Source organism: Burkholderia sp. BDU5, assembly GCF_001522845.1.
GTDB lineage: Bacteria > Pseudomonadota > Gammaproteobacteria > Burkholderiales > Burkholderiaceae > Burkholderia > Burkholderia mayonis.
On sequence record NZ_LOWC01000109.1, the window covers coordinates 34,140 to 59,095 of the forward strand.

A 24,956-nucleotide genomic window follows, 5' to 3' on the forward strand; every position below is an offset into this window, starting at 1 on the left:
CCGCGTCGTTTCGCATGAAAGTACTCGTCATCAACGATTTCGCCCGCAAGGGCGGCGCCGAAGAGGTCTACCGGACATCGGTCGACGTGTTGCGTGCGCAGCCGGGCGTCGAAGTCGTGACGTTCGACGAAAGCGCGTTCGGCGGCGCATCGAACGGCGCGGCGCGCGCATGGAATGCGCCCGCCGCGCGCGCGCTCGCGGCCGTCCTCGGACGCGAGGCGCCGCAGCGCGTGCTCGTGCACAACTACCACAATCTGCTGTCGCCTTCCGTCGTGCCGGTGATCGCGCGCTATAAGCGGCGCGCCGGCTGTCGCGTGTACCTCACGTGCCACGACTATCACCTCGTCTTCTACAACCCGAACCTGCTGACCTATCCGGGCGGACGCGCGACGCCGCTGCCGCTCGACGCGCTCGCGCGCGGCACGCGGCTCTTCGAACGCGCGAGCCCGCGCGGCGCGCTGCACGACGCGATCAAGAAGCTGCATTGGCATGCGATCGACGCGCTCGTCCAGCCGGCCGGCGTATTCGACCTGCTGCTCTGCCCGAGCCCGTACATGCGCGACGCGCTCGCTCAGCGCGGCATCACGCGCACCGCGCTGCTGCACAATCCGGTCAGCACCGCGCTCACGCCGCGCGAACCGAAATGCGTGAATCGCGAAAAGCTCGACCTCGCGTTCGTCGGCCGCATCGATCCCGAAAAGGGGCTCGACGAATTCCTCGATCTCGCGCGCGCGTCGCGCTTCGATCGCATCGCGAGCGTGACCGTGTACGGCGACGGCGGCCAGCGCGCGGCGCTCGAACGCAAGTACGCGGACCTGCTCGCCGCAGGGCAGCTGCGCTTCGCCGGCCGCCTCGATCACGCGCAGCTCTTCGTCGCGCTGCGCGAGCACGATGCGCTCGTGCTGCCGTCGGTATGGGCGGAGAACGCGCCGCTCGTGATCGTCGAGGCGGCGATGATCGGGCTGCCGGTGCTCGTCCACGACGTTGGCAGCCTGTCGAGCTTCGGTGACGAGATCGGCAACAAGATCCTCTACACGCGCAACGAGACGAGCCTCGCGCACGCGCTCGACGCGCTGCGCGCGCATCTGCGCGATCCGCAGCGCCGCTACGACTGGTTGTTCTACACGCGCCGGCATTACGCCGAGCGTCTGACCGCGTTGCTGCAACTGAGCGCCGACGAAATCCGGGATCTCGCGCCACAATGCGATTGATCGATCCGGTTCACTCCGGCGCGTGCGCCACGCGCGCACGCGCCAAGATGTCGCCCGTGCGACGCGAAGGCCACGCATGACGACCGTCCGCAAGAACTTCCTGCTGCTGATGACGCTGCAGATCTCGACCTATGTCGTGCCGCTCGTCACGCTGCCGCTCCTCACGCGCGTGCTCGGGCCGGAAGCATACGGACAGTTGTCGCTCGTGCTCGCCGTCATCACGTATTTCATCAATTTCACGAACTACAGCTTCGATCTGACCGCGACGCCGCGCGTCGCGCTCGCGCGCGACGATCTCGCCGCGCGTTCGAAGATCTTCTGGGCGACCTTCGCCGCGCAGGCCGCGATCACGGTGGCCGGCTTCGCGATTCTGCTCGGGCTCACGTTCACGATCGACCGCTTCGCGCTCGATCGCACGCTGCTCGTCATCGGCTTCGGGATGACGGTCGGCGCCGCGCTCACGCCCGGCTGGTATTTTCAGGGCATCCAGAAGCTGCGCATCTACAGCATCACGCTGTTCGTGTGCCGCGCGCTCAGCGTGCCCGCGATGTATCTGCTCGTACGATCGCCTGCCGACCTGATCGATGCGGTCGCGATCAACGCCGCCGTGCCGCTCGTCTGCGGCGTGCTCGTGTTCGGCTATCTGATCGTGCAGCGCGAAGTCGAATTCGTGCGCATCGGCGCCGTCGACGTCGCCGCGTCGCTCAAGGGCGGCTGGCAGGTGTTTCTCGCGTCGACGTCGGTCGCGTTCTATGCGTCGACGAACACCGTGCTGCTCGGCTTCGTGTCGGGCAACGTCGCGGCGGGCTACTTCGCCGCCGGCGACAAGCTGATCCGCTCGGCGATCAGCCTGCTGCAGCCGCTGAAGGCGGCCGCGTATCCGCACGTCAGCTACCTGATGCATCACGCGCGCGAAGACGCGATGTCGTTCCTGCGCAAGCTGCTCGTCGTGCAGGGCGCGATGGTGCTCGCGATTTCGCTGACGATCTTCGCGCTCGCGCCGCTTGCCGTGCATATCCTGTACGGCCCGACCTACGAGCCGACCGTCGGCGTGCTGCGCTGCATGGCGTTCATTCCGTTCATGGCCGGCATGACCGATCTGTTCGGTGTACAAACGATGCTGCCGCTCGGCATGAAGACCGCGTTCAGCCGCGTGCTGATTTCCTCCGGCGTGCTGAACGTCGCGCTGCTGCCGATCCTCGCGAAGTTCTTCGCCGAGCAGGGCGCGGCCGCCGCGGTGCTGATCGCCGAGACCACGGTCGCCGCGACGCTCGCGTACGTGCTGTACCGGCGCCGCGTGTCGATCTTCGCGCGCCCGGCGCCGCGGCCCGCCGCGGACGGCTGACGGACGACGCTCGTCTGCGGCGCACGCGGCGCCCAGGTCCGTTCACGCGAACGGCGGGCTTGCGAACGCGCATCGCCGGTCGCAATGACGGCCCCTACGAACACATCGCCTCGCTCCACGGAACGGGCCGGCCGATGTAATAGCCCTGCGCATAGTCGACGCCGAGCGCGGTGAGCTTTTGCAGCGTCGCCGCGCTGTCGACGTACTCGGCGATCGTCTTGCAGTTCATCGCGTGACCGATGTCGTTGATCGACGCGACGATGCCGAGGCTCGCCGCATCATCGTTCGCGATGTCCGTCACGAAGCTGCCATCGATCTTCAGATACTCGACCGGCAGTTGCTTCAGATAACTGAACGACGCCATCCCCGCACCGAAATCGTCGAGCGCGAATCGGCAGCCGAGCGCTTTCAGTTCGTGCATGAAGCGCAGCGCGCCGGCCAGGTTCGCGATCGCGGCCGTCTCGGTGATCTCGAAGCAGATCAGCGCGGGCGCGACGCCCGTCCGCGCGAACTGGCCGAGCACGTAGCCGAGAAAGCGTTCATCGCCGATCGACATCCCGGACAGATTGATCGCGTATTCGGTGAAACGCCGGTACGGCGTGCGCGCGAGCGCGTCGAGCACGGTGCGCACGACCCAGCGGTCGATGTCGGTCACGAGCCCGTAGCGCTCGGCCGCGCGAATGAACAGGCCGGGCGGCGCAATGCCTTCGCGCGCGCCGAGCGTTCCCATCCGCAACAGCAGCTCGCCGCGGCTTGCATGCGGCAAGCCTGTCACGCCATGCGCCGCCGTATCGATGATCGGCTGCACATACAGGCAGAAATCGTCGTATTCGAGCGCTTGCCTCACGCGCGCACACCACGATACGTCGCTGATGTGATGCGCGAGCTCGCGATCGAGCGGATCGGCAAGCTGCACGCGGTTGCGTCCGCGCGCTTTCGCGACGTCGCACGCAATGCCCGCGAGGCGCACCGCATCCTCGACGCGCCGCGCGCGTTCGGGCGTACCGAGCAGCGCGACGCCGACGCTCGCCGTCACCGAGAACGGCTGGCCGTCCCAGACGAACACGAAGCCGTCGACGCTCGCGCGCAGCCGCTCCGCCGCGCAAACGGCCGCCGCTTCGTCGCACGCGTCGAGCAGCACGCAGAATTCGTCGCCGCCGAGCCGGGCGACGACGTCGCCCGACGCCGCGCACGCGACGAGGCGCGCGGCGAGCGCGGCGAGCATCGCGTCGCCCGCTCCATAGCCGCACGTGTCGTTGACGATCCGGAAGCGATCGAGATCGACGAACAGCAGCGCGACCGGTCCACGCGCGCCTCCCGCAAGCGCGAAATCGACGTGACGTTCGAATTCGGTGCGATTCGGCAGGCCGGTGAGCGGATCATGCGTCGTCTGCCACGCGAGACGACGCACGAACTCATGCTCGGTCGCGAGGCTCTTCAGCACGAGCACGCGGCCGCTGCCGCGCGTGCGCTCGGACGTCGGCGCGATCGACGACGCCGTCGCACGCACGGCGATCTCGCCGCCGTCCGTGCGATGCAGCATCACGTCGCAGCTTCCGCCGTCCTCGAGATCGCCGAGCGACGCATCGGGCGATTCGGGTGAATCGGGCGGATCGGCCGCGTCGCCATTCGCGCGCGACAGCCTCAACGTCGTGATGAGCGGCCGCCCTCGGCAATCGTCGGCGAGCAGGCCGATCAGTCGCTCCGCGGCGGGATTCAGGCATTCGACGCGCCCCGCCCGGCCGGTGAAGATCACGCCGTCGCCGACGGCGACGAGCGCCGCGCGAGTGCGCGCTTCGCTCATCGCGAGCGCGCCTTCCGCTTCGCCGAGGCGAAGCGCGAGCCGCCTGATCCGAAAGACAGGCAGCAGTGCGAGCACGATCATGCCGAGCAGGCCGAGTGCGAGCACGATGGCGGCCGGTTCGCGAAGCGTCGAATGGATCATGTCCGAATACGATTGCATGTGGGGGACCGCCGCGGCGCCCGCATCGGACTGCCGAGGCATCGAATTCGAAACGGCGCGCGGCGCGACGTCGACGCCCACGCCGCGATCGAGCGCATCGGCCCACGCGGACAGCGCGACCTTGCACGCAAGCGCACGCCCGGACCGCCACGCAAGCAGTTCGTCCGACGCCGTCGCGTTCGCCATGCACGTCGCACCGCGTGCGCGCGTTTCGCGCGTGCCGATTCTGCCGAACACACGCTGGATCGCATCTAAGTCAGCCGCCGCGCCCATCGACGCCGCGCTCGGCAACGATGCCGCTCCGACACGACCCGCGACGTCCATGCAGCGAAGCACGCGCGCGCCGATGCTCGCCGGTACCGCAAAATACGCATGGCCGCGCGCGATTTCGCGAAGCTCGACCGACAGCAGCGCCATACCGAGCAACACCGCCGTCAGCGCGGCCGCAATGGCCGAGCGCGCGCACCGAACGCGCCATGCGCCCGGACCGCCGGACAGTCGACTCGGAACGGAAGCCATCGATGCATCACCGAAAGCGGCAAGCCGCGATCATTTCGAGGGCGCGTTCTATTAATCGATCAATCTGAAATTCGGATGCCAAATCGATTTCAATTTTCGCCCATTCAATTTGATGCGATCATCCACGACATCAAGGCACGAGTGTGTGGGCTGGATGACGTAATTCATTTCGAATTAACCGGCGCTTCGCACGGCGATCCATTTTTTCGTATCCGTCACGCCTGGCGCGCGGTTCCACTATGCATCCGATGAAAACGAATCGGAACGTTCCTGCCGCACTCGCATACGAAAATCATCGAATGAAATCGAAAATTAAAACATAAACCATTAAATTTCACTTCCGAATGCCGACGTTCCGGTTCAATTGATTCTCTATATTTGAAGTCGATCCGGTGAACGATTTTGATCGAAACAATCCGCTGCCGCCGCATTCAGCCGCGGTAATTCGGATCGATCCGATCGACGATCCGCTGCAGCGCGTCGAACGCATCCTGTCCCGCGCCGTAGCGCGGATCGAGGTTCAGCGAATCGCGCGCGCACGCTTCGAGGATCGGCGTGCCGATCTCGAGCGGCGCGCCGACCGCGTGTGTCGCGACCTGCACTTCGCATGCGCGATTGAGCAGCCACATCAGCGAGAACGCGTGTGCGAGCGTGCCGCCGATCGTAACCGGCCCGTGATTGCGCAGCAGCAGCACCGGACGCCCCGCCGCGCTGTCGACGATCCGCTTGCCTTCGTCGAGCCGCACGGTGATGCCTTCGAAATCGTGATAAGCGACCTTGCCGTGCAGTTGCGCCGCGTAGAAGTTCGAGAACGACAGTCCGTGCCGCGACGCGCAGACGGCCATCGTCGGCGTCGTGTGCACGTGCATCACGCAATGCGCGCCGGGCAGCGCCGCATGAATCGCCGCATGAAACGTGAAGCCGGCCGGATTGATCGGCCAGTCCGCATGGCCGATCGGATTGCCGTCGAGATCGATCTTCACGAGATTCGACGCGCAGACCTCGCGATAATGCAGCCCGAACGGATTGATCAGGAAGTGTGCGTCTTCGCCCGGCACGCGCAGCGAAATGTGGTTGTAGATCAGCTCGCTCCAGCCGAGATGATCGACGATCCGATACGCGGCCGCCAATTGAACGCGCGCTTGCCACTCCGCTTCGGCAAACCGCGACGGGCGGGCGAACGGCTGGTTCGGCGCGTGAGTCATGTCGTGCGCTCCTTGTCGAATGGAATCGATGCGAACGCGCCGCGCACGCGAACCGGGCGCGGCGCTCCTGATTCCGGCGGCCGATGCCGCCGGACTCGCCGCTACAGAAACAGCAGCGCGCGATTGAGTGCGTCTTCGTCGCGCGGCTGCTCGCGCCAGCCTTCGAGGACAGGCACCGAATACAGCCGCTGCGCGCCGAAGCGCGGCCAGAAGTGGCAAAGGCCAGGCGCGATCACCTGCACGACCGGCAGGCCGATGTCGGGCCGCGTCTTGTCGACGACGAGCGTATCGATTCCCGCCGCCGACAGCCGTGCGACGCATCGCTCGATGTCGCCCTTCAGATCGGCGGCGGCGCTCGTCGCGCGCGCCGATGCGCGCGTCGGCGGCAGCGCGGCGTCGGGATGGAGGAACGCGTCGCTCGACAGCTTGTCGACGTCCCATGGCGGCGGCGCCGACGCGCCGACGTCGAGCAGCTGGTTCACTTCGGTGAGCGCGCGCTGCAGCGCGATCCGGCTGTCGAGATGGCAGCCGAAGCCGATCGAGAAGCGCCCCGTCGCGGCTTCGCGCGCGAGCGCGACGAAGACGGGAATGCGCAGGTCGTGCGTGATGTCGAGCGCCCACAGACGCCAGCCGAGCGATGCGTATTCGGCGACCAGCGCGTCGAAGTACGGATCGCCGAAGCTCGCGACGTCGATGCTCGGCCGGCAAAGTTCGTTGTACCACCAAATCGCGACCGCATCACGCTCGACGAGCTCGAGCAAACCTTGCAGGATCGCTTCCTCGATGCACGCGCCCGCCGCGCAACCGTTCGGGTTGTGCACGCAATAGGCGGCCCCGCTCGTTGCGGGCGCTTCAGCATAGCAATAACCGAGCGGCACGAGCCGCCGCACGCCCGTCGCGATCGACCATGCGGGCGTCCAGTCGATCACACTGTGCGACGTGAAGCGCCGCGGCACCTGCTTGCGCGGATCATCGGTCGTCGCGTTGTGGCGCTCGCGCCGTTCGAACTGGCGATCGCTGTACTGCTGCAGCGCGTTGACGTCGATCGGCCCGCCGCCCGGCGGCGCCTGCGCGGACAGTTCCGCGAGACTGCCGCGCAGCGCCGCTTCGTCGCCCTGATAAACGCCGCTGAACCGTTCGAGCGCCTCGGCGAGCGCGCTCGCGCGCGCCTGCGCGTCGCTCGCGCCCTTGCCCGAGCACAGCTTGTCGAACCGGTTCTCGCGCGGCGCGCTCTGTGGACACACCAGATAGCCCGCGACGTACACGTGCCGCATGCCGGCGTTGCGCCCCGGCATCGGATGCAGGTAGGCGATCGGGCCGCTCACCGGAGAAATCAGATGTCCGTAGCGTTTGAAGAGTTCGCCCGCGGCGAGCGTCCGATAGCCGCCTTCGCGACGCGCGCCCTCGCCCGCGTCCGCCACGGCGAGCGTCACCGGACGCTCGGCCTGCTCGCGCATCCACGCCGGATTTCCGCAGCGCGGGCATTGCGGCCGCCGGACCACGCGATGCGCGGCGGTCGCGAGCGTATCGATGCGCAGCGACACGATGTGCGTGCCCGCATGACGACGACGCTGCGCATTCACCGCGAACTGCTCGACGAACGATGCGACGAGTGCCGCGACGGCGGCGGCGCTCGCGCGGCTGTGCACGGGCGGCAGACGCGCCGCGTCGCTGCCGTGCATGCGTGCGAGCAGCGCTTCGACCGGACGGTTGAGCGCCATCCAGTAGCGCACGCATTCGATGCAAGGCGGCGCATCGGCCGCGCCGGGCGATGCCGCGAGCGGGCCGATCAATGGCCCGAGCAGCGGCTCCACGCGACCGGGGGCGACGACGAAGAGCGCGCCGCCTCGCGCGGCCGCGCGTTCGGCGGCATCGATCAATTCGGCGCGGTCGTATCCGTCGGTCAATGCGATCGTCATCGGCGCATCCGGCGCGACGTCGATCCCGCACGCGGCGAACGCATCGCGCTGCGCACGCGGATCCACGCCGAACGCTTCGACGGCGACCGCGAGCCGCGATGCGATGCCGCTCGCCGCATCGCCGTCGACGCCCGTACGCTCGAAGAAGCCGATCGCGGCGTCGCGCTCGCTCGGCGCGTCGGCGCGCGCGTAGCCGCGCCGCACGAGATGATCGAGCGCGGCGAGCACCTCCCATTCTGAAAACCGCACGGCCAGCGTCGCGAATGTCTGCGCGATCGTCAGGCCGTCGCGGATGCACGCGGCCAGTGCGGGAAACACGTCGCCCGGCAGCACCGAGCGTCTGAATTCGTCCACCACGTACAACGCGCCGGGACCGGCGTCGCGCACCAGCAGATGCGGCTTGAAACGCAGTACGCGCGAGAAGTCTTCGAGCATCGTCACCCCGTATCGGATACCGCGATCGGAATGGGCGGCGCGACCCGCGAGCGAAACGCTTCGGGCCGCGCCGCCCGTTGCCGTATGAACGGCTCAGCAGCAGGTGAACAGATAGGCAGGTCCGGCGTCGTTATACGCGGCGAGCGCGATGCCCTCGTCGGCGAGTTCGCCAGGCCGCGTCGGGATGCCGACGCTCATCGCGTTGACCGGCAGGTGCCAGCGCCGCGTATGCGGCTTCCAGCCATATCCGTCTTTCGGGTTCGCTTCGACGATCTTGAGATTCAGGATCCATGGACAGCGATAGTCGAGATAGCGTTCGAGCGCGTCGTACGGATCGGCGAGCAGCTTCTTCCTGAACTCATCGTTCTCCCAAGACAGCGCGATCGCGCGCAGATAGACTTCCTGAAACTCGAGCATCGATTCCTGCGAGGGGACTGCGTTGTTGTCGGCCATGTCAGATCTCCTTGCGGTCCGGTCCAAACAGACTGATGTGCTTCGCGTTGTACGCGGCGAGCGCGGCCGCCCGCTCTTCCGGCGGCGGCGCCGGCGGCAGCGCGAGCTCGAGCGTGTTGGTCTCGTTCGTCGTCCAGCCGCCGTTTATACGCGGCGCCCACGTCGCGCTGTCCTCATGCACCTTCAGATGCATCTTCATCGGGAACCGATAGTCGAAGTACTCGTGCAGCGCTTCGACCGGGTCGTCGATCAGTTGCGCGCGAAACTTCGGGTCGTGCCAGGCCGCCGCGATCGCCTGCACGATCACGGCGCGGTATTCGAGAAACTGGTCGTACGACGGCATATTAGGGCCTTGGTCCATCATCGCTCTTCTCCCGTGGTTGAACGGAGTTCTCGTTGCAACTCGCGCAGCTCCGCCTGCGCTTTCTTCACGATTCGAGCCATGCCGCCCTGCTTCGCGACGGCGGCAGCCTGCACGCACAACGCCTCGACGGCGTCGCCCGCGCGGCGCCCGTGCGCTTCGTGCACGCAGCGCGCTTTCTTGAGCAGCAGTTCAGCGACGTAGTAGCGCTCGTCCGTCGATTCGGCGAGCGCGAGACACTCGTCGAGCGTCGCAACGGCGGCATGCCAATCGCCGCGCGCGGCGTCGATGTCGGCGACGACCGACGCGTAATAAGTGAGTCCCAGCAAGCATCCCGATACGCGCAGCGCGTCGACGTTCGCGAGCGCCGCGTCGCGATCGCCGCCGCACCACGCGTGCACGACGGCCGCGTAGCGCTCGACCGCATTGAGCCCGTAGCAGCGCGACAGCCGCAGCACCGCGTCCGACGTCACGCGCGCGCCGTCGCGATCGCCCGCGCATTGCTGCATCCGCGCGAGATACATCATCGTCACGCCGATCGTCGGCAGATGATCGCTGCAGGTCGCGAGATGGACCGCATCGTGCGCGAGCGCGAGCGTATGCGCGACGTCGTCGTCGATGCCCCACAGCACGCTCGCGCGCGCGGTCAGCGCCCAGGCGCGCGTATCGAGGCCGAACGTGCGGCGATGGTCGGCGTCGCGGCGCGGGTCGTACGCGGCGAGCGCCGCATCGAACGCGTCGAGCGCGAGCGTGTAGTGGCCGTCGATCCAGAGGCTCATCCCGCGCAGCGTGTCGGCGGCGACGCCGAGATCCGCGAGCGCCGACGCGCGCGCGAGATCCGACAGCTGCGCGCCGATGCGGCGCACCGCCGCACGATCGCCCGCGACGTGGTGATACACGGCGACCGTCCACAACGCGCTCGCCGCCGCCTTCGCGTCGCGCAGCGCGCCGACGCGCGACAGCACGCGGTCGGTGTGCTCGCGCACGCGCGGCTCGCCCCAGCCGTCGCGCGCCATCTGCGCGTGCGCGAGCGTCAGGTCGACCGCGACCGCATCTTCTTCCTGCCCCGGATAATCGCAATGCAGCAGCCAGCCGCGCACGGCGCCCGCATAGCGGATCGCGTCGTCGTGCAGCGCACGCTCGAGCGCGCGGCGCGCCGAAGCAATGCCGTGCGGCACCGCTTCGGCGAACGCATGCGCGTGCGCGAAATGATCGGCGATGCTCGCGGACCGCGCCGCCGGATCGCCGCCAGCGGGACGCGCGAGCAACGCCTGCGCGACACGCCGGTGATTCGCGCGGCGCATCGCGGCCGGCATCGATTCATACGCGGCCTCGCGCAGCAGCGCGTGGCGGAACACGTACGTCGCGCCGCCGATCCGGTGCTGCGCGTACAGCACGCGGCCTTCGAGCAGCCGCCGCAGACGCTCGTCGAGCGCCGCGCCCGCATGCGGCGACGCGTCGGCGAGCAGCCGCGCGTCGACTTCGAGGCCGATCGTCGCGGCGAGCTGCACGGTGTCGAGCGCGTCGTCCGCGTGTTCGAGCGCGAGCTCGAGTGTCTCGCGCAAGCTGCCAGGCAGCGGGCAGCGCCCCGCCTCGGCGAGATCCGCCAAGCGCCCGCCTGCCGCCGGCGCGATGCCGCCGAAAGCGAGCGCGCGCATCGTTTCCTCGACGTACAGCGGCACGCCGCCCGTGCGCTTCACGAGGAAGTCGAGCGCCGCGCGGTCCGCGCCGGCATCGGGCATCAGCGACATGATCAGGTTGCGCGTCGCGGCGGCCGACAGGCGGCGCAACATGAGCCGCTCGGTGCCGCCGCGCCAGCGCTCGAGTTGTTCCGGCCGCGACGTCAGCACGACGCACACCGCCGCGCAGGCCGGGTGATGTCCGAGCGCGTCGAGAAAATCGCCTGTCGCGCTGTCGACCCATTGCACGTCGTCGACGATCAGGAGCACGGGACCGCCGCCGCCGAGCGAGCCGAGCAACTGGCACAGCACGTCGAAGAGCGCCTGCTGCTGCCGCGCGCCCGACCAGCGCAGCTTGTCGGCGCCGCCCGGCAGGCCGAGCCACGCGGCGAGCGTCGCGCGCGCGGACGCGCGATCGCCGTCGAACACTTCGAGCATCCGGTCGAGCGCCTGCGGATCGCCCGCATCGAGCTGCCAGTGCGCACGCACGAAGCGCAGGATCGGAAACAGCGCGTGGTTCGTTTGCTCCGGCAGGCACACGCACGCGGCGCACGCGCCGTGCTGCGCACGCACCGTCTCGCGCAGCGCGTGCACGAGCCGCGACTTGCCGATCCCCGGCTCGCCGACGACGAGCGTCGCGCGCCGCGCGGCCGCGTGCTTGCCGCCCGCCGCCGCGCGCGCCGCGTCGCGCCACGCGCGCGCGAGCGCCGCCTGCTCGCGATCGCGTCCGACGATCGGCGCCGCGTCGCCGAGTTCGAGCGACTCGAACGGCCCGCGCTCGTAGCGCTCGCCGAGCAGCTCGCGCACCGGCTGCGGCGCCGCGCCGGGCGCGGCGAACGCGAGCGGGGTCGCCGCGGCGTCGACGTGACGCTCGAGCGCGCGCGCCGCTTCGTCGCTCAACAGGATGCGGCCCGGCTGCGCGACGCGCTGCAGGCCGACGGCCGCGCTCGCGATCGCGCCGCCCGACGCGCCGCGCGCATTCGCGAGCGCCGTGCCGACATGGATCGCGCCCGCGATCTCGACGCGCCACGCGGGCTCACCCGCGCCGTCGGCCACCGGCTGCGGCGCGCTCGCCGCCTGCCCCGCCTGCCGCGTCATTTCGAGCGCCGCGCGGCACGCGCGCTGCGCGGGCCGATCGATCCCTTCCGGATAGCCGAAGTAGAACAGCAGCGTGTCGCCGAGCGCGCCCGCGACATGGCCGCCATAGCGCACCGCAATGTCCGAGCAGCGTGTGAGCCAGTGCGCGTGGAACGCATCGAGCGCCTCTTCGGCCGCCGCCGCGTCGTCCGGCTGCGCGCCGTCCGCGACGACCGCGACGCGACAGCACAGCGCAGTGACCTGCCGCCGTCCGACGGGCGCGTCGACGGCGGTCTGCCCGCCGCGCTCGCTGTACGCGACACCCGGCTCCGCCTGCGCGCGCGGCCCGTAGCGCAAGCCGCCGACGAGCGCCGGAAAATGGATCGCGCGAAACCGGTTCGCAAGCGCCTGCGCGGATTCCGCACGCTGCCGCGGATCCTTGTTCAGCGCATCGCGCAGCACGTCGCCGATCGGATGCGCGGCGATCGCAGGCGGCAGCGCGACGTCGACGGGGCTCAGATGCTGATACAGCACGTCCGCGACGCTCGCGCCCTGCATCACCGGATGCCCGGTCAGGCATTCGATCACCATCAGGCCCCACGCGTAGAAATCGCTTTTCGCGGTCGGCGGCTCGCCGCGCAGTTGCTCCGGCGCGCAATACTGCGGCGAGCCGAGCACCTCGGTCGTCGCGGTGAGCGTCAGCTCGTCGGCCGCATGCGCATCCGGCAGCAGCGCGCCGATCCCGAAGTCGAGGATCTTCGCGCGCGGCTCGCCGTCGATCGTCGTCACCATCACGTTCTGCGGCTTCAGATCGCGATGCACGACGCCGCTCGCGTGCGCGTGCGCGAGACCGTCGAGCACCTGCGCCATCAGCGCGCCCGTCGCCTCGGCGGGCAACGCGCCGTCGGCCGCGAGCAGCGCACGCAGCGTGCGGCCCGCGACGTGCTCGAACACCGCGAACAGCACGCCGTCCGGCGTCTCGCCGCTGTCGAGCAGCGCGACGACGTTCGGATGCGACAGCCGCGCGCACAGCGCCATCTCGCGGCGAAAGCGCGCGCGCAGGCGGGCGCTTTCGCGCACGCCGCGCGGCGCATCCTCACGCAGCAGCTTGACGGCGACGCGCTGCGACGTGTCGAGCCGGCTCGCTTCATGCACACGGCCCGCGCCGCCTTCGCCGAGCACGGCGCCGAGCCGGTAGCGATGCTCGCCCTGCAGCTCATCGCCTTCGCCGGGCAGCGGCGGCGCCGGCATGCGCGACGCGTGGCGATTGCCGGCGTGCGCGCGTTCGGCCAGAACGGAAGAAGACATGAAGTGCCGCTCAGCCCAGCGGGGCGGGCGAGACGAACGTCGATGCGCCGCGCGCGGCCGGTTCGGGTATCGGCGCGAAAGCGTCGGCCTCGACCGACTGGCATTCGAGCCGGTCGCCGCGCACGACGCGGAACGCGAGCGCGCCGAACCGCACGCCGCCGCGGCGGCGCTCGACGAGCTCGGGAGAGCCGGGGGACAGGAGCGGCAGGAATTGCGTGCGGGCGCGATGGATCTGTACGTTGACGTGCGATTCGTCGAGACCGAGCATGCGTGCGAGCACGTCGAGCTCGATCCAGCCCTGCGACGCGGCGTCGTAGCCCGCTTGAGCATCGGCGAAACGCGCGCGTGCGAGCGTCACGAGACAGTAGTGATGGGCGCGCGCGCCGAGATCGACGACGCCGCCGCGCGTGTGCAGCGTCGCCGTCACGTGCTCCTCGTCGCGGCTCACCGTGAAGTCGATTCGCTGCGGCAGCGTCGCATCCTGCGCGGCGCGCGGCAGCGCGGCCGTCATGCTGCGATGCGCGAGCACCAATTGCCATGCGAAATCGCCGCAGATCACCGCATCGCCATCGTGCAGCACGCGCGGCGGCGCCGTGTCGTCGCAGAGCCAGTCGCCCTGCGCGGAGCGGCTGACGGTGATCGCCGCGCCCGGCAGCGCCTGCGCGCGATCGAGCGTGATCGGCTGCGCGGGCGAACGCAGCGGCCACAGCATGTCGACGGGCTCGCCGAGATGACGGGCCCGCCAGCGAACCGAGCCGGCGCTGCCGAACTGGATCAGGTCGCCGTCGGTCAGCACGACCCGTTCGCCTTCGCCGACGAATCTCCCGGACACGAACGTGCCGTTGCGGCCGTGGTCGTGCAGTTCCCACTGCCCCGCCGCCCAGCAGATGCTCGCATGGATGCGCGACACGTAAGGATCGGCGATGACCGTGTCGCAGCGCTGCGGATCGCGACCCAATACGTGGTGCGCGCGCAGCAGACAGGCTTCCCCGGAAAGACCGTTTTCCAATAACGCCATTTCGTCGACCTGCGGAAAAATGCACGACAACCTGTGGCACCGCTATATGGATATCGTGCGCGTCTTATGTGAATGATTGACGGTCGAATATCAGATTCTGTTGAATCATAGGCAAGCGCCGCATCAGCGACAAGGCGTAATTGGATGTAATGGATTTCGTTGATCGTCTCGCCTACGTTTTGTTTCACCGGCACATCCGTATGCCGGCGAAGATTCAATATTCCGAAAATGTGACGGATATCTAGCGTTTGGAGACCATCATGGGATTCTATGGACCCGAGCCGTTCGAAAAAGCGCGCGCCACGTACGTGTGGCTGGGCCTGCGCGTACCCGGCGCCCTCATCGTTGAGGTGGAAGGCAACGCGCCTCGCTTCACGACTGGCATTCAACTGGTACGCGATCCACACTTCGTCGGCGGACTGAAGGTGGACGTGATGGGCTGGACGGGGCCGCTGTCGAGCGGCACGCAGCCATACCGGGTGCGACATACGTTCCAGGGCGTATTCCATCCGACGATCGTCGTCCACGGCAGCAACAAGACCGAGGTCGTCGAGGTCAAGCAGATCCCGCACGAAGAAGCCGACGCGTTCCTGCAGGCGCTCGACGCCGCGTGATCGCGGCGCGCCGGCCGGGTCGGAACCGGCCGGCGGCGGCGAACGCCGCATTCCGAATCGTTTGCACGACAATCGGAGACGAGCGCTTTAAAAGCCAGAAAATCGCCGAACAAGAACAAGCGAACGAAAGCACCCGGCGTCCGGCAACGGATCGCCGGTTTTTTTATCGCAAGTCCGCCGGTCTCTCGAAACGAGCGCGCCGCATCGCGATTATCGAGAGACAAATGCGCGACGCGCCGCGTTGAATGTGTTTCGATCCCGATGCTTCGCGATTGCGAATGTCGGCGACATCGCATTCATTGCCGACTGTCACGGTCGATGAATACGTCGATCGGAATCGGGACGATTTCGTGCGTGCATGTGTGCACGTGTGCATGCCGGCGGAATTGCTTGGCGACACGCGGCGGCGAAATCGATTTCGCATCGAGCCGCGGCTGCATGCGTCGATGCGAACCGAGGCGCGCCGCAGACCCACGATCCACCGCACACCGCCCGTCGCGCGCGACGTAATCGAGTGTAATGGATTTCGCCGCCCCGCCGCCGTACTGTTCGTTTCACCGGCACTGCCGCATGCCGGCAACGATGCTTCTCTCGATACATGACGCTGCGGGAAGCGGCGCGTGGAGACCAACATGAGTTCGTCGGACATCATCCAACCACGCCGGGTCCTCGTCTCGGTCGCGAGCGCAAAGGCTATGTATACGGCCTTGAGCCCGCACGTGCCGGGCTTCTTCCATATCATCGCGGAAGGCGAAGCGCCGCTCTTCGTCGGCAACATTCACCTCGCGCACGATCCCGGCTTCATCGGCGGGGTGCTCCTCCAGGTGGTGGGCATCGCCGGACGCCCGTCGCCGAGCGTCAAGAAGTACCGGACGCCGACTTGCTCGTTCGAGAGTCAGTATCACAAGGAGATCTTCATCCGTGGCGCGAACGGGATCATTCCCGTCAGCGTCGGGCTGTTCTGTCATGACGCCGCGCAAGCGCCCATGGCAACGCTCGACGCCGAGTGAGCCGACGAACGCCGCGCTTCCGCTCCGATCGATCGCCTGACGACAACAACAGAGAACGGGCATGAACCAAGACCTGCTCGCACATATTCGGGCCGACCAGCTCGACGAGAGTATTTTCAACGCGTCCGGACATTCGGTGACGATCGGTCCGGTCACGCTGGAGTTTCGCGTCAGCGGGAAACCGGCTTCCGCGACGGCCGAGCTGTACATCGCGCGGCAGTTGATCGGCGGCTGCACGCTGAACCCCGCGCATCCGAGCGGCAAGTTCGGCGGCGCGGTCGACAAGCTGAAGTCCGAAGTCGATCTGACGCTCGACGTGCCCGGTAAGAAGCTGGACTACAGGCTTACCGTCTGCGCGCCGATCATCGGAGGCACGAGCAAGAGCGGCACGCTCGGCCTGTGACCGTCGAACGAGGGCCGGCTGACTGCGAACCGGCCGCCGCGGATTGCCGCGGCGGCGGCAAGCGGGGCACGCGCGGCGGACATCGGCTTCGGCAAATCGTGCGCCGTCGATCCGAAACGGCGCCCGGCAGACCGCGCATCGTCTGTCCGGAATAAAAACTATTTCGGTAGCACCTTGGTATCGTTTCGCGATAATGCAGGCACGCCCGTCCGAATGCGGCGGGATCGACAAAACAAGAAGCGCGCAAACGAAAAACCCGGTGATCCGGTCAGGATCGCCGGGTTTTGTTTTTACCGGCCGCAGCCGAGGACGACGTGCGAGCGGCGCAGCGATCCCGCTTTCGTTTCGCCGATTCCCACATCGGATTGAAATACGTCTGTCAGGATGCCGAATGAGAAGGCGCGGCGGGGGCGTGGCCGGCTTCCCTGAAGCGCCCCGGGGATGAAGAGAGCGGGAGCATATCCGATTCCAACGGGAGAACTCGGGGTCACCGCATTTATAGCACCGTTACGCGGAACGGCGCGTGCAACGGCCGCTTCCGGTCGCCGCGGCCGTCCCTTGTGGGTCGCCTCCGGCCCGATCCGATTATAAAAACCTACAGGCCAATGATCCCAGCCTTATGCGTGAGCTTTGAGAGTTCCCGGCGGGAATGGCCCGCTCCTGCGATGCATTTCCGCGCCCCCTCCTCCAAAACCCAAACCACCGGCATTCAATCGCATCGCCGACATCAACATCGCTTACAACGGATGAGCCGCCCCCGCCTGCAACAACAACGACACAGCGACCGGATCGGGCATACCGTCTGCGTCGATCGCGCCCGCTCCCGCGAGCGCGCCGAGATCGCTGTCAACGCCCGCTTGTCCGACGACGAACGGCGTCGTCAGAAACGCCGGCGCCGTCAGCGTGACCGCATAGCGCTGCTGGAGGTTCGTGACGACTGCCGCTTGCGCGGCCAGCACGTCGGTCTGATTTTCCAGCACCTGCTGGAAGCGCGAATTGCCCGGAAAATCCCTGATCAGATGGGCCGTGTTCGTACCCAGCTGCGAAGCGAGGTAAACCAGCATCAGCTCGGTCTCGGGCGTCGTATTGAACGTGCCGCCGGCAAATGCCAGCGAATGCAGCGTCGTGCCGCCGGAACTCACGGAGATGACACAGGGAAGCGTGGCATTGAACGTGATGCTGTAGTGCCCGCCGCCATCCGACAGGGTAGCGCCCGAACCCTGCGCACAATCGACGTTGACCATCGCACTCGCCAGCGCCCGGCCAGTGGCGGCCGTGCCGGATAGGGAGATGGTCTGCATGCCGTTTTCGTTGAAACATCCGTCGAAGCCGAAGCAGGCGTCGCCGCCGCACGCGTAAAGCGTCGCAAGCGAAGCAACGCAAAGTGCGCCCAGTGTCGGGCGAACGAAGCGCACGCTGTGAATGTTCATGGCCCGTGCAGTCGATAGAAAGAGGAAAAAACGACTGGTTCCACGCCAGACGACAGGCGCTACGTCCCATTCTAGATCGTGGGTTCCGAAACCGCTGATCGCGTCGATCCCATTCGCGACCGCATTTGTTCTCGCGTCATGAAGCGCCAGCAGCGTCGGGTTATCGCAGCAGTCGTCGTGCAAGGACGCGGTGCGCCGTACCGACACTTTGCGACACTGGATGGATTCGCATGCCACGATCGTCATCGGACAGCGAAAGGCTAACGGCCTTATCGACGACTTCCACACCATCCGGCGGCCGCTTGACTCTGGAATCCGTCGTTCCCGTGATGATTCGTCGAAGGGTTGCAACGGATCGGCTATCGATACGGCCTTCGGCCGCAAGCGGATAGGCGAAGCGAGAGATTCCCGATACGCTTCACATGTCTGCAAAAACCGAAAACGATACAAAACCCCCACGAACGTCAACCTCCCCTCTCCCCTCCCGCCCCTCAACAGGACTACACTAAAGGCGCTGAAAGCGGAGACAACCATGATTCCTCCCGACCCTGAAAGCACCTTCCGTGGCTTGCCGTTGACACCCGAGCAGGACGCTGAAGTAAGGCATTACATCAAGGTTCGAACGCAGCGCGGTCTGCCGTGGGACACGCCCGAGTTGCAGGCGATGATTCGCGACATGATGCAGCCCCCGGAAGACGACGCCAACGAATCCGATTTCCTGTCTGACGAAGCGAAAGCGGTCGCCGAGCGCGCGATGTCGTCGGTGGAAGACGAGATGGACCCCACCGAGGCGCGCGAGGAATGGCGAGCGGCGATGGAAGCGGAAAACATGAAGGGCCTGCGCCGATAGCCGCCCTCTCCGCGTCCAAGGCCGTCGCGCGCAATGCGCCCCGCCAAGCACGACAGCGAATGTCCGTCATCGACGGTTTCCGCGCGCACGCGCGAGCCGCCGATCGCGTTGGCGTGACTCGCTCACGCCCCGTCCATTAACGTCGAACGCACGAGAGGACGACCATGCGACTGATTGAACCGAGCGAACACGCGGACTATCTCGCGGCCCTGCACAGCTGCGGCCTGTCGGGCAGCGACTTCGCGCTTCGCGAAACGGATACGACCGACCCGAAAAGCGACGAGAACATCGGGCAAATGGGCTTCGTCACGATCACCCGACGATCGACGCACGTGACGAAGGAATACCCGCTCGGCGACGCAAGCGATTGGCTCCTGCACTTCAGGAAGGATCTCGAAGCGGGCGTGTTCGACCAGGCGAACGACAACTCGCACGCCGCCGGGGCGTAACGATCAAGCAATGCGCGGCCGTCCCGCACACGGACGACGACATTACGCCCACCGATACATGCACGGGGGCCGCGGCCTCGACGATTCCGGCGTCTCCGAATCGGGGATGTCGCGCGCGCCATCAGCAAGCCGTAGTTGATCGCGCGATGATCGCAACTGCATCGTCCGCGGACGATCGGTGCGGACGAACAGCACCGGATATCGTGAACACCTGCGTCGAAATGGCTCCACGACCGCTTTGTCCGGAGCCTCGTTGCCCGCATCGCGTTCTCTGGCGACATCCTCATGCACGATTGCCCGTCGCCTATTGCGGCGCATCGCACACGCCCGACGATCTTTCATTCCCGGTCATCCTTAGACTGACGCGACCGACGAGGTCCATTCGAAACGCCGCGCGTGACCGCGCACGGCATCGATCGGTCCGCCGACCCTCAATGGATCGATCGCCCTCCATTACGTTCAACATCTACCTGATGCCGAGGATGACCCGATGATCGACCTGATACTCGAATGGCCGACCTACATCCTGTCGGGGACCATGCCGCCGGATGCGCTGGCCGCCGCGCGAAAGCGCGCCTCCGATCCGATCGTCGCGCGGCGACTTGAAATGTGCAGTCGACAAAAAAGCCCGCAACTGCGAGGGTTGCGAGCTTTTTAGCTACCGCTTCGTGAGATCCGGTCGGGGATTTAGAACGGGATATCGTCGTCCATCTCGTCGAACCCGCCGCCCGCCGGCGCGCTCGGCCGGCTCGCACCACCACCGCCGCCGCCGCTGCGCGCAGCCGCGCCGCCCGCCGCACGGCCGCCACCGCCATTGTTGCCGCCGCGCTCGGCATCGCCGCGACCGCCGCCATAACCGCCACCGTAGCCGCCGTCGTCACCACCGCCGCCGCCCGAACCGCCACGGCCGCCCAGCATCTGCATCTGGTCGGCGACGATCTCGGTCGAATAACGGTCCTGGCCGTCCTGGCTTTGCCACTTGCGCGTGCGGATCCGGCCTTCGATGTACACCGACGAGCCCTTCTTCAGATACTCGCTGACGATCTCGGCGAGACGACCGAAGAACGCCACGCGGTGCCATTCGGTCATTTCCTTGAATTCGCCGGACGCCTTGTCCTTGTAGCGGTCGGTCGTCGCGAGGCGGATGTTCGCTACCGCGTCGCCGCTCGGCAGATAACGCACTTCGGGATCGGCGCCGAGATTGCCGACGAGAATGACCTTGTTGACGGATGCCATGTGTTTCTCCAGTTGATTCGATGCAAAACAGCGCGGCAAAACCGTTCACGGCTTCATCGGCCGGCGTGTGCCGGACCGGAGCACGCCGCGCGCTTAGAAAGGCGTTCGCGTGTCAGGCTTTGCGCGGCGGCTGTTTCATGCCGGCCGCGATTATAAGCCACACGGCTACGAGTGCCGAACACGCGAAAAACACCGTATTCGCGCCGCCGCTCTTCAGCAGCAGGCCGCCCAGGCCGCCGCCCAGCGCGAGCCCGATGGACTGCGTCGTGTTGTACACGCCCGTGGCCGCGCCCTTGCGCGATCCGGGCGCGAGCTTCGACACGAGCGACGGCTGCGACGCCTCCAGAATGTTGAAGCCCAGGAAGTAGACGAACAGGATTGCCGCGACAATCAGAATCGTATGTGTTGCAAAGCCAAGCAACAACTGGCCGATTAGGATAGCTGCAATTCCGCCCAACAGCACGGGCTTCATCTTGCCCTGTTTTTCCGCGACGATGATGGCCGGCACCATCGTCACGAACGCGAGCCCCATCACCGGCAGATAGACCTTCCAGTGCAACGCGACGGGCAAGCCGCCGTCGACGAGCAGCCGCGGCACGACGAGAAAGAGCGCGGTTTGCGTCGCGTGCAGCGCGAGCACGCCGAAATTCAGGCGCAGCAGCTCGACGTTGTGCAGCACTTCGGCAAACGGCGCCGGTACGTGCACGGGCAGCGGCGCGTCCGGCACGACCCACAGCACGACGCCGATCGCGGCGACCGACAGCGCGCCGACGATCGCGAAGAGCCCGCTCATCCCGACCCAATGGAACACGATCGGCGCGCCGACGATCGCGACCGCGAACGACACGCCGATCGAGCCGCCCACCATCGCCATCGCCTTCGTCCGGTTGTGCTCGGACGTGAGGTCGGCGATGAACGCGAGCACCGCCGACGATACCGCCCCCATTCCCTGGATGACGCGGCCGACGATGATCCACGTGATGTCGTGCGCGAACGCCGCGACGAAGCTGCCGAGCGCGAAGATCAGCAGCCCCGTGGCGATCACCGGCTTGCGTCCGAACTTGTCCGACGCCCAGCCGTAAAAAATGTAAAGCAGGGATTGCGTGACGCCGTATGCACCGAGCGCGATGCCGACGAGCACGACGTTGCCGCCGCCGGGAATCGTCTTCGCGTAGACGGAGAACACCGGCATGATCATGAAGAGGCCGAGCATGCGCAGCGCGAAGATCGCCGCGAGCGACGTGGTCGCGCGCAGCTCGGGTGCGCTCATGCGAGTGGAAGTAGCGGACGGATTGGACATCGGGCGTGTGTTCGAGTGAATCGGTAGTCCGCCCGCTGCCGGGCGGCGGAAGATCCGGGCGGGCCGCCTGCCGCCGCGCGCCGCCTCGCTGCGGCTCGGGCGTCGCGAAAGCCCGCCGCCGGCAGGCGCGGGAATTGGTTGGGAGCCTGAAACGACGGACTCGAAAAGTCGTTATAGTAGCAGGTTTGGTTCTCTCATCTTCCGCCGGGTTCATGGAACAAATTCGTATCCGTGGGGCGCGCACCCACAACCTGAAGAACGTCAATCTCGACCTGCCGCGGCACAAATTGATCGTGATCACCGGGCTGTCCGGCTCGGGCAAGTCGTCACTCGCATTCGACACGCTGTACGCAGAAGGCCAGCGGCGCTACGTCGAAAGCCTGTCGGCATACGCGCGCCAATTCCTGCAGTTGATGGAGAAGCCGGATGTCGACCTGATCGAAGGCCTGTCGCCCGCGATCTCGATCGAGCAGAAGGCGACGTCGCACAATCCGCGGTCGACGGTCGGCACCGTCACCGAAATTCACGATTACCTGCGACTTTTGTACGCACGGGTCGGCACGCCGTATTGCCCGGATCACGAGATCCCGCTCGAGGCGCAAAGCGTGTCGCAGATGGTCGACGCCGCGCTCGCGCTGCCCGAGGAGACGAAGCTGATGATCCTCGCTCCCGTCGTCGCGAACCGCAAGGGCGAGCACGCCGAGCTGTTCGAGGAGATGCAGGCGCAGGGCTTCGTGCGCTTTCGCGTCCGCTCGGGCGGCGGCACGGCGAACGAAGGCGTCGCGAAGATCTACGAGGTCGATTCGCTGCCGAAGCTCAAGAAGAACGACAAGCACACGATCGACGTCGTCGTCGATCGCCTGAAGGTGCGCCCGGACATGAAGCAGCGTCTCGCCGAATCGTTCGAGACCGCGCTGCGCCTCGCCGACGGCCGCGCGATCGCACTGGAGATGGATACCGAGCAGGAGCATCTGTTCAGCTCGAAGTTCGCGTGCCCGGTATGCTCGTATTCGCTACAGGAGCTCGAGCCGCGCCTCTTCTCGTTCAACAACCCGATGGGCGCGTGCCCGGAATGCGACGGCCTCGGCCAGATCACGTTCTTCGATCCGAAGCGGGTCGTCGCGCATCCGTCGCTGTCGCTCGCGGCGGGCGCGGTCAAGGGCTGGGACCGGCGCAACCAGTTCTACTTCCAGATGCTGCAAAGCCTCGCGGCGTTCTACGATTTCGACATCGACACCGCGTTCGAGGACCTGCCCGAGAAGATCAAGAAGATCCTGCTGTTCGGCTCCGGCAAGCAGACGATCCCGTTCTCGTACATCAACGAGCGCGGCCGCACGACGATCCGCGAGCACGTGTTCGAAGGGATCATCCCGAATCTCGAGCGCCGCTACCGCGAGACCGATTCGGTCGCGGTCCGCGAGGAGCTCGCGAAGTATCAGAACAACCAGCCGTGCCCGTCGTGCGACGGCACGCGCCTGCGCCGCGAGGCGCGCTTCGTGCGCGTCGGCCAGGGCGACTACGCGCGCGCGATCTACGAAGTGAGCAGCTGGCCGCTGCGCGACACGCTCGGCTACTTCGACGGCCTCTCGCTCGACGGCGCGAAGCGCGAGATCGCCGACAAGGTGATCAAGGAGATCGTCGCGCGGCTCACGTTCCTGAACAACGTCGGCCTCGATTATCTGTCGCTCGAGCGCAGCGCCGAGACGCTGTCGGGCGGCGAGGCGCAGCGCATCCGGCTCGCGTCGCAGATCGGCTCGGGCCTGACAGGCGTGATGTACGTGCTCGACGAGCCATCGATCGGCCTGCACCAGCGCGACAACGATCGCCTGATCGCGACGCTCAAGCACCTGCGCGACCTCGGCAACTCGGTGATCGTCGTCGAGCACGACGAAGACATGATCCGCACGGCCGACTACGTCGTCGACATGGGCCCGGGCGCCGGCGAGCACGGCGGCACGGTGGTCGCCGAAGGCACGCCGAAGCAGGTGCAGGCGAACGGCGATTCGCTGACGGGCCAGTACCTCGTCGGCAAGCGGACGATCGAGTTCCCGGACGAGCGGATCGGGCCCGATTCGGAGCGGATGCTGCGGATCGTCGACGCGCACGGCAACAACCTGAAGCACGTCGACCTCGAGCTGCCGGTCGGCCTCCTGACCTGCATCACCGGCGTGTCCGGCTCCGGCAAGTCGACGCTGATCAATGACACGCTGTATCACGCGGTCGCGCGCCACTTGTACGGCTCGTCGGCCGAACCCGCGCCGCACGAGTCGATCGAGGGCCTCGAGCACTTCGACAAGGTGATCAACGTCGACCAATCGCCGATTGGCCGCACGCCGCGCTCGAACCCGGCCACCTACACGGGCGTCTTCACGCCGATCCGCGAGCTGTTCTCGGGCGTGCCGACCTCGAAGGAGCGCGGCTACGATCCGGGCCGCTTCTCGTTCAACGTGAAGGGCGGCCGCTGCGAGTCGTGCCAGGGCGACGGCGTGCTGAAGGTCGAGATGCACTTCCTGCCGGACGTCTACGTGCCGTGCGACGTTTGCCACGGCAAGCGCTACAACCGCGAGACGCTCGAAGTCCAGTACAAGGGCAAGAACATCAGCGAAGTGCTCGACATGACGGTCGAGCACGCGTACGAGTTCTTCAACGCGGTGCCCGTCGTCGCGCGCAAGCTGAAGACGCTGCTTGACGTGGGCCTCGGCTACATCCGGCTCGGCCAGTCGGCGACGACGCTCTCCGGCGGCGAGGCGCAGCGCGTGAAGCTGTCGCTCGAGCTCTCGAAGCGCGACACCGGCCGCACGCTCTACATCCTCGACGAGCCGACGACCGGCCTGCACTTCCACGACATCGCGCTCTTGCTCGAAGTGATCCACCGGCTGCGCGACCAGGGCAACACGGTCGTGATCATCGAGCACAACCTGGACGTCATCAAGACAGCCGACTGGGTGATCGACCTGGGGCCGGAAGGCGGCGCGGGCGGCGGCCAGATCATCGCGCAGGGCACGCCCGAGCAGATCGCGAAGACGAAGGCGAGCTTCACCGGCAAGTACCTCGCGCCGCTCCTCAAGCGCGGCAAGTAAGCGGGACGCGGCCGTCCGGGCGCACGCCCGGCGGCCGCCCGGTCCGCGCGCAACGCGCGGCCTCCATGCGCCCCCCCCAAAAACGGCCCCG

The 24,956-nt window shown here is 67.0% G+C and carries 21 protein-coding genes; 11 read left to right on the plus strand and 10 right to left on the minus strand.

Features of this window, described 5'->3' with window-relative positions; translation table 11 throughout:
• Positions 1 to 14: 14 nt before the first annotated feature.
• Positions 15 to 1,211: a glycosyltransferase family 4 protein gene (locus WS69_RS16215; protein WP_059471748.1), complete on the plus strand. Its 1,197-nt coding sequence runs from the start codon at positions 15 to 17 to the stop codon at positions 1,209 to 1,211.
• Between the two features lie 76 nt (positions 1,212 to 1,287).
• Complete coding sequence (locus WS69_RS16220; protein ID WP_059471749.1) at positions 1,288 to 2,556, plus strand: flippase; 1,269 nt, start codon at positions 1,288 to 1,290, stop codon at positions 2,554 to 2,556.
• A 94-nt stretch (positions 2,557 to 2,650) separates the two neighbouring features.
• Here the strand turns inward: WS69_RS16220 and WS69_RS16225 are convergent, their stop codons facing one another.
• Positions 2,651 to 4,843: a putative bifunctional diguanylate cyclase/phosphodiesterase gene (locus tag WS69_RS16225; protein WP_442854909.1), complete on the minus strand. Its 2,193-nt coding sequence runs from the start codon at positions 4,841 to 4,843 to the stop codon at positions 2,651 to 2,653.
• Between WS69_RS16225 and WS69_RS34825 the strand changes: the two genes are divergently transcribed.
• Complete coding sequence (locus WS69_RS34825) at positions 4,737 to 5,093, plus strand: hypothetical protein (RefSeq protein WP_231747157.1); 357 nt, start codon at positions 4,737 to 4,739, stop codon at positions 5,091 to 5,093. The genes WS69_RS16225 and WS69_RS34825 overlap by 107 nt on opposite strands.
• A 376-nt stretch (positions 5,094 to 5,469) precedes the next feature.
• On the opposite strand, the gene WS69_RS16230 is transcribed toward WS69_RS34825, so the two are convergent.
• From WS69_RS16230 to WS69_RS16255, 6 genes are all read right to left on the minus strand, one after another.
• Positions 5,470 to 6,243, minus strand: coding sequence for a class II aldolase/adducin family protein (locus tag WS69_RS16230; RefSeq protein ID WP_059471750.1), 774 nt, complete (start codon positions 6,241 to 6,243; stop codon positions 5,470 to 5,472).
• Positions 6,244 to 6,344: 101 nt separating this feature from the next.
• A complete protein-coding gene (locus tag WS69_RS16235) occupies positions 6,345 to 8,597 on the minus strand; it encodes a TOMM precursor leader peptide-binding protein (RefSeq protein ID WP_059471751.1) in 2,253 nt (750 codons plus the stop codon).
• Between the two features lie 93 nt (positions 8,598 to 8,690).
• Positions 8,691 to 9,050, minus strand: a complete 360-nt coding sequence (locus tag WS69_RS16240) for a BMA_0021/BMA_0022 family TOMM bacteriocin (RefSeq protein ID WP_059471752.1) — start codon at positions 9,048 to 9,050, stop codon at positions 8,691 to 8,693.
• Position 9,051: 1 nt separating this feature from the next.
• Complete coding sequence (locus WS69_RS16245; protein WP_059471753.1) at positions 9,052 to 9,414, minus strand: BMA_0021/BMA_0022 family TOMM bacteriocin; 363 nt, start codon at positions 9,412 to 9,414, stop codon at positions 9,052 to 9,054.
• Complete coding sequence (locus WS69_RS16250) at positions 9,411 to 13,475, minus strand: TOMM system kinase/cyclase fusion protein (protein ID WP_059471754.1); 4,065 nt, start codon at positions 13,473 to 13,475, stop codon at positions 9,411 to 9,413. The genes WS69_RS16245 and WS69_RS16250 overlap by 4 nt, the downstream gene beginning before the upstream one ends.
• A gap of 10 nt (positions 13,476 to 13,485) precedes the next feature.
• Positions 13,486 to 14,484 (minus strand): FHA domain-containing protein, encoded by a 999-nt coding sequence (locus tag WS69_RS16255; protein ID WP_162498981.1) that lies wholly within the window; start codon positions 14,482 to 14,484, stop codon positions 13,486 to 13,488.
• A gap of 269 nt (positions 14,485 to 14,753) precedes the next feature.
• On the opposite strand from WS69_RS16255, the gene WS69_RS16260 reads away from it, so the two are divergent.
• From WS69_RS16260 to WS69_RS16275, 4 genes are all read left to right on the plus strand, one after another.
• Complete coding sequence (locus tag WS69_RS16260; protein WP_010101657.1) at positions 14,754 to 15,107, plus strand: hypothetical protein; 354 nt, start codon at positions 14,754 to 14,756, stop codon at positions 15,105 to 15,107.
• A gap of 245 nt (positions 15,108 to 15,352) precedes the next feature.
• Complete coding sequence (locus WS69_RS33415; RefSeq protein WP_197419271.1) at positions 15,353 to 15,709, plus strand: hypothetical protein; 357 nt, start codon at positions 15,353 to 15,355, stop codon at positions 15,707 to 15,709.
• A gap of 30 nt (positions 15,710 to 15,739) precedes the next feature.
• Complete coding sequence (locus tag WS69_RS16270) at positions 15,740 to 16,117, plus strand: hypothetical protein (protein WP_059471974.1); 378 nt, start codon at positions 15,740 to 15,742, stop codon at positions 16,115 to 16,117.
• A gap of 61 nt (positions 16,118 to 16,178) precedes the next feature.
• Positions 16,179 to 16,520, plus strand: a complete 342-nt coding sequence (locus tag WS69_RS16275) for a hypothetical protein (protein ID WP_059471756.1) — start codon at positions 16,179 to 16,181, stop codon at positions 16,518 to 16,520.
• 737 nt (positions 16,521 to 17,257) lie between these two features.
• Here WS69_RS16275 and WS69_RS16280 read toward each other — a convergent pair.
• Positions 17,258 to 17,950 carry a hypothetical protein gene (locus WS69_RS16280; protein WP_059471757.1) on the minus strand — a complete coding sequence of 231 codons (693 nt, stop codon included), beginning with the start codon at positions 17,948 to 17,950 and terminating at the stop codon, positions 17,258 to 17,260.
• 532 nt (positions 17,951 to 18,482) lie between these two features.
• Between WS69_RS16280 and WS69_RS16285 the strand changes: the two genes are divergently transcribed.
• The 3 genes from WS69_RS16285 to WS69_RS33420 all read left to right on the plus strand — a co-directional run bounded on the left by WS69_RS16285 (position 18,483) and on the right by WS69_RS33420 (position 19,907).
• Positions 18,483 to 18,800, plus strand: a complete 318-nt coding sequence (locus tag WS69_RS16285; protein WP_059471758.1) for a hypothetical protein — start codon at positions 18,483 to 18,485, stop codon at positions 18,798 to 18,800.
• 164 nt (positions 18,801 to 18,964) lie between these two features.
• The gene (locus WS69_RS16290; RefSeq protein WP_059471759.1) at positions 18,965 to 19,249 is read left to right on the plus strand and encodes a hypothetical protein; all 285 of its coding nucleotides are present in this window, start codon (positions 18,965 to 18,967) and stop codon (positions 19,247 to 19,249) included.
• Between the two features lie 490 nt (positions 19,250 to 19,739).
• Positions 19,740 to 19,907, plus strand: coding sequence for a hypothetical protein (locus tag WS69_RS33420; protein ID WP_156438185.1), 168 nt, complete (start codon positions 19,740 to 19,742; stop codon positions 19,905 to 19,907).
• Positions 19,908 to 19,936: 29 nt separating this feature from the next.
• On the opposite strand, the gene WS69_RS16295 is transcribed toward WS69_RS33420, so the two are convergent.
• Positions 19,937 to 20,485: a single-stranded DNA-binding protein gene (locus tag WS69_RS16295; RefSeq protein WP_059471760.1), complete on the minus strand. Its 549-nt coding sequence runs from the start codon at positions 20,483 to 20,485 to the stop codon at positions 19,937 to 19,939.
• A gap of 112 nt (positions 20,486 to 20,597) precedes the next feature.
• Positions 20,598 to 21,785 carry an MFS transporter gene (locus WS69_RS16300; protein ID WP_059471761.1) on the minus strand — a complete coding sequence of 396 codons (1,188 nt, stop codon included), beginning with the start codon at positions 21,783 to 21,785 and terminating at the stop codon, positions 20,598 to 20,600.
• A 212-nt stretch (positions 21,786 to 21,997) separates the two neighbouring features.
• Here WS69_RS16300 and uvrA point away from each other — a divergent pair, with 212 nt between their 5' ends.
• The gene (uvrA, locus tag WS69_RS16305; protein WP_059471762.1) at positions 21,998 to 24,865 is read left to right on the plus strand and encodes an excinuclease ABC subunit UvrA; all 2,868 of its coding nucleotides are present in this window, start codon (positions 21,998 to 22,000) and stop codon (positions 24,863 to 24,865) included.
• Positions 24,866 to 24,956: the final 91 nt, after the last annotated feature.

Excerpts from the sequence above, each read along its gene's own strand:
- WS69_RS16215 (WP_059471748.1), top strand. The coding sequence starts at position 15 with ATGAAAGTACTCGTCATCAACGATTTCGCCCGCAAGGGCGGCGCCGAA.
- WS69_RS16220 (WP_059471749.1), top strand. The coding sequence starts at position 1,288 with ATGACGACCGTCCGCAAGAACTTCCTGCTGCTGATGACGCTGCAGATC.
- WS69_RS16225 (WP_442854909.1), bottom strand. The coding sequence starts at position 4,843 with ATGGACGTCGCGGGTCGTGTCGGAGCGGCATCGTTGCCGAGCGCGGCG.
- WS69_RS16230 (WP_059471750.1), bottom strand. The coding sequence starts at position 6,243 with ATGACTCACGCGCCGAACCAGCCGTTCGCCCGCCCGTCGCGGTTTGCC.
- WS69_RS16235 (WP_059471751.1), bottom strand. The coding sequence starts at position 8,597 with ATGCTCGAAGACTTCTCGCGCGTACTGCGTTTCAAGCCGCATCTGCTG.
- WS69_RS16240 (WP_059471752.1), bottom strand. The coding sequence starts at position 9,050 with ATGGCCGACAACAACGCAGTCCCCTCGCAGGAATCGATGCTCGAGTTT.
- WS69_RS16245 (WP_059471753.1), bottom strand. The coding sequence starts at position 9,414 with ATGATGGACCAAGGCCCTAATATGCCGTCGTACGACCAGTTTCTCGAA.
- WS69_RS16250 (WP_059471754.1), bottom strand. The coding sequence starts at position 13,475 with ATGTCTTCTTCCGTTCTGGCCGAACGCGCGCACGCCGGCAATCGCCAC.
- WS69_RS16260 (WP_010101657.1), top strand. The coding sequence starts at position 14,754 with ATGGGATTCTATGGACCCGAGCCGTTCGAAAAAGCGCGCGCCACGTAC.
- WS69_RS33415 (WP_197419271.1), top strand. The coding sequence starts at position 15,353 with ATGTGTTTCGATCCCGATGCTTCGCGATTGCGAATGTCGGCGACATCG.
- WS69_RS16270 (WP_059471974.1), top strand. The coding sequence starts at position 15,740 with ATGAGTTCGTCGGACATCATCCAACCACGCCGGGTCCTCGTCTCGGTC.
- WS69_RS16275 (WP_059471756.1), top strand. The coding sequence starts at position 16,179 with ATGAACCAAGACCTGCTCGCACATATTCGGGCCGACCAGCTCGACGAG.
- WS69_RS16280 (WP_059471757.1), bottom strand. The coding sequence starts at position 17,950 with ATGAACATTCACAGCGTGCGCTTCGTTCGCCCGACACTGGGCGCACTT.
- WS69_RS16285 (WP_059471758.1), top strand. The coding sequence starts at position 18,483 with ATGATTCCTCCCGACCCTGAAAGCACCTTCCGTGGCTTGCCGTTGACA.
- WS69_RS16290 (WP_059471759.1), top strand. The coding sequence starts at position 18,965 with ATGCGACTGATTGAACCGAGCGAACACGCGGACTATCTCGCGGCCCTG.
- WS69_RS33420 (WP_156438185.1), top strand. The coding sequence starts at position 19,740 with ATGATCGACCTGATACTCGAATGGCCGACCTACATCCTGTCGGGGACC.
- WS69_RS16295 (WP_059471760.1), bottom strand. The coding sequence starts at position 20,485 with ATGGCATCCGTCAACAAGGTCATTCTCGTCGGCAATCTCGGCGCCGAT.
- WS69_RS16300 (WP_059471761.1), bottom strand. The coding sequence starts at position 21,785 with ATGTCCAATCCGTCCGCTACTTCCACTCGCATGAGCGCACCCGAGCTG.
- uvrA (WP_059471762.1), top strand. The coding sequence starts at position 21,998 with ATGGAACAAATTCGTATCCGTGGGGCGCGCACCCACAACCTGAAGAAC.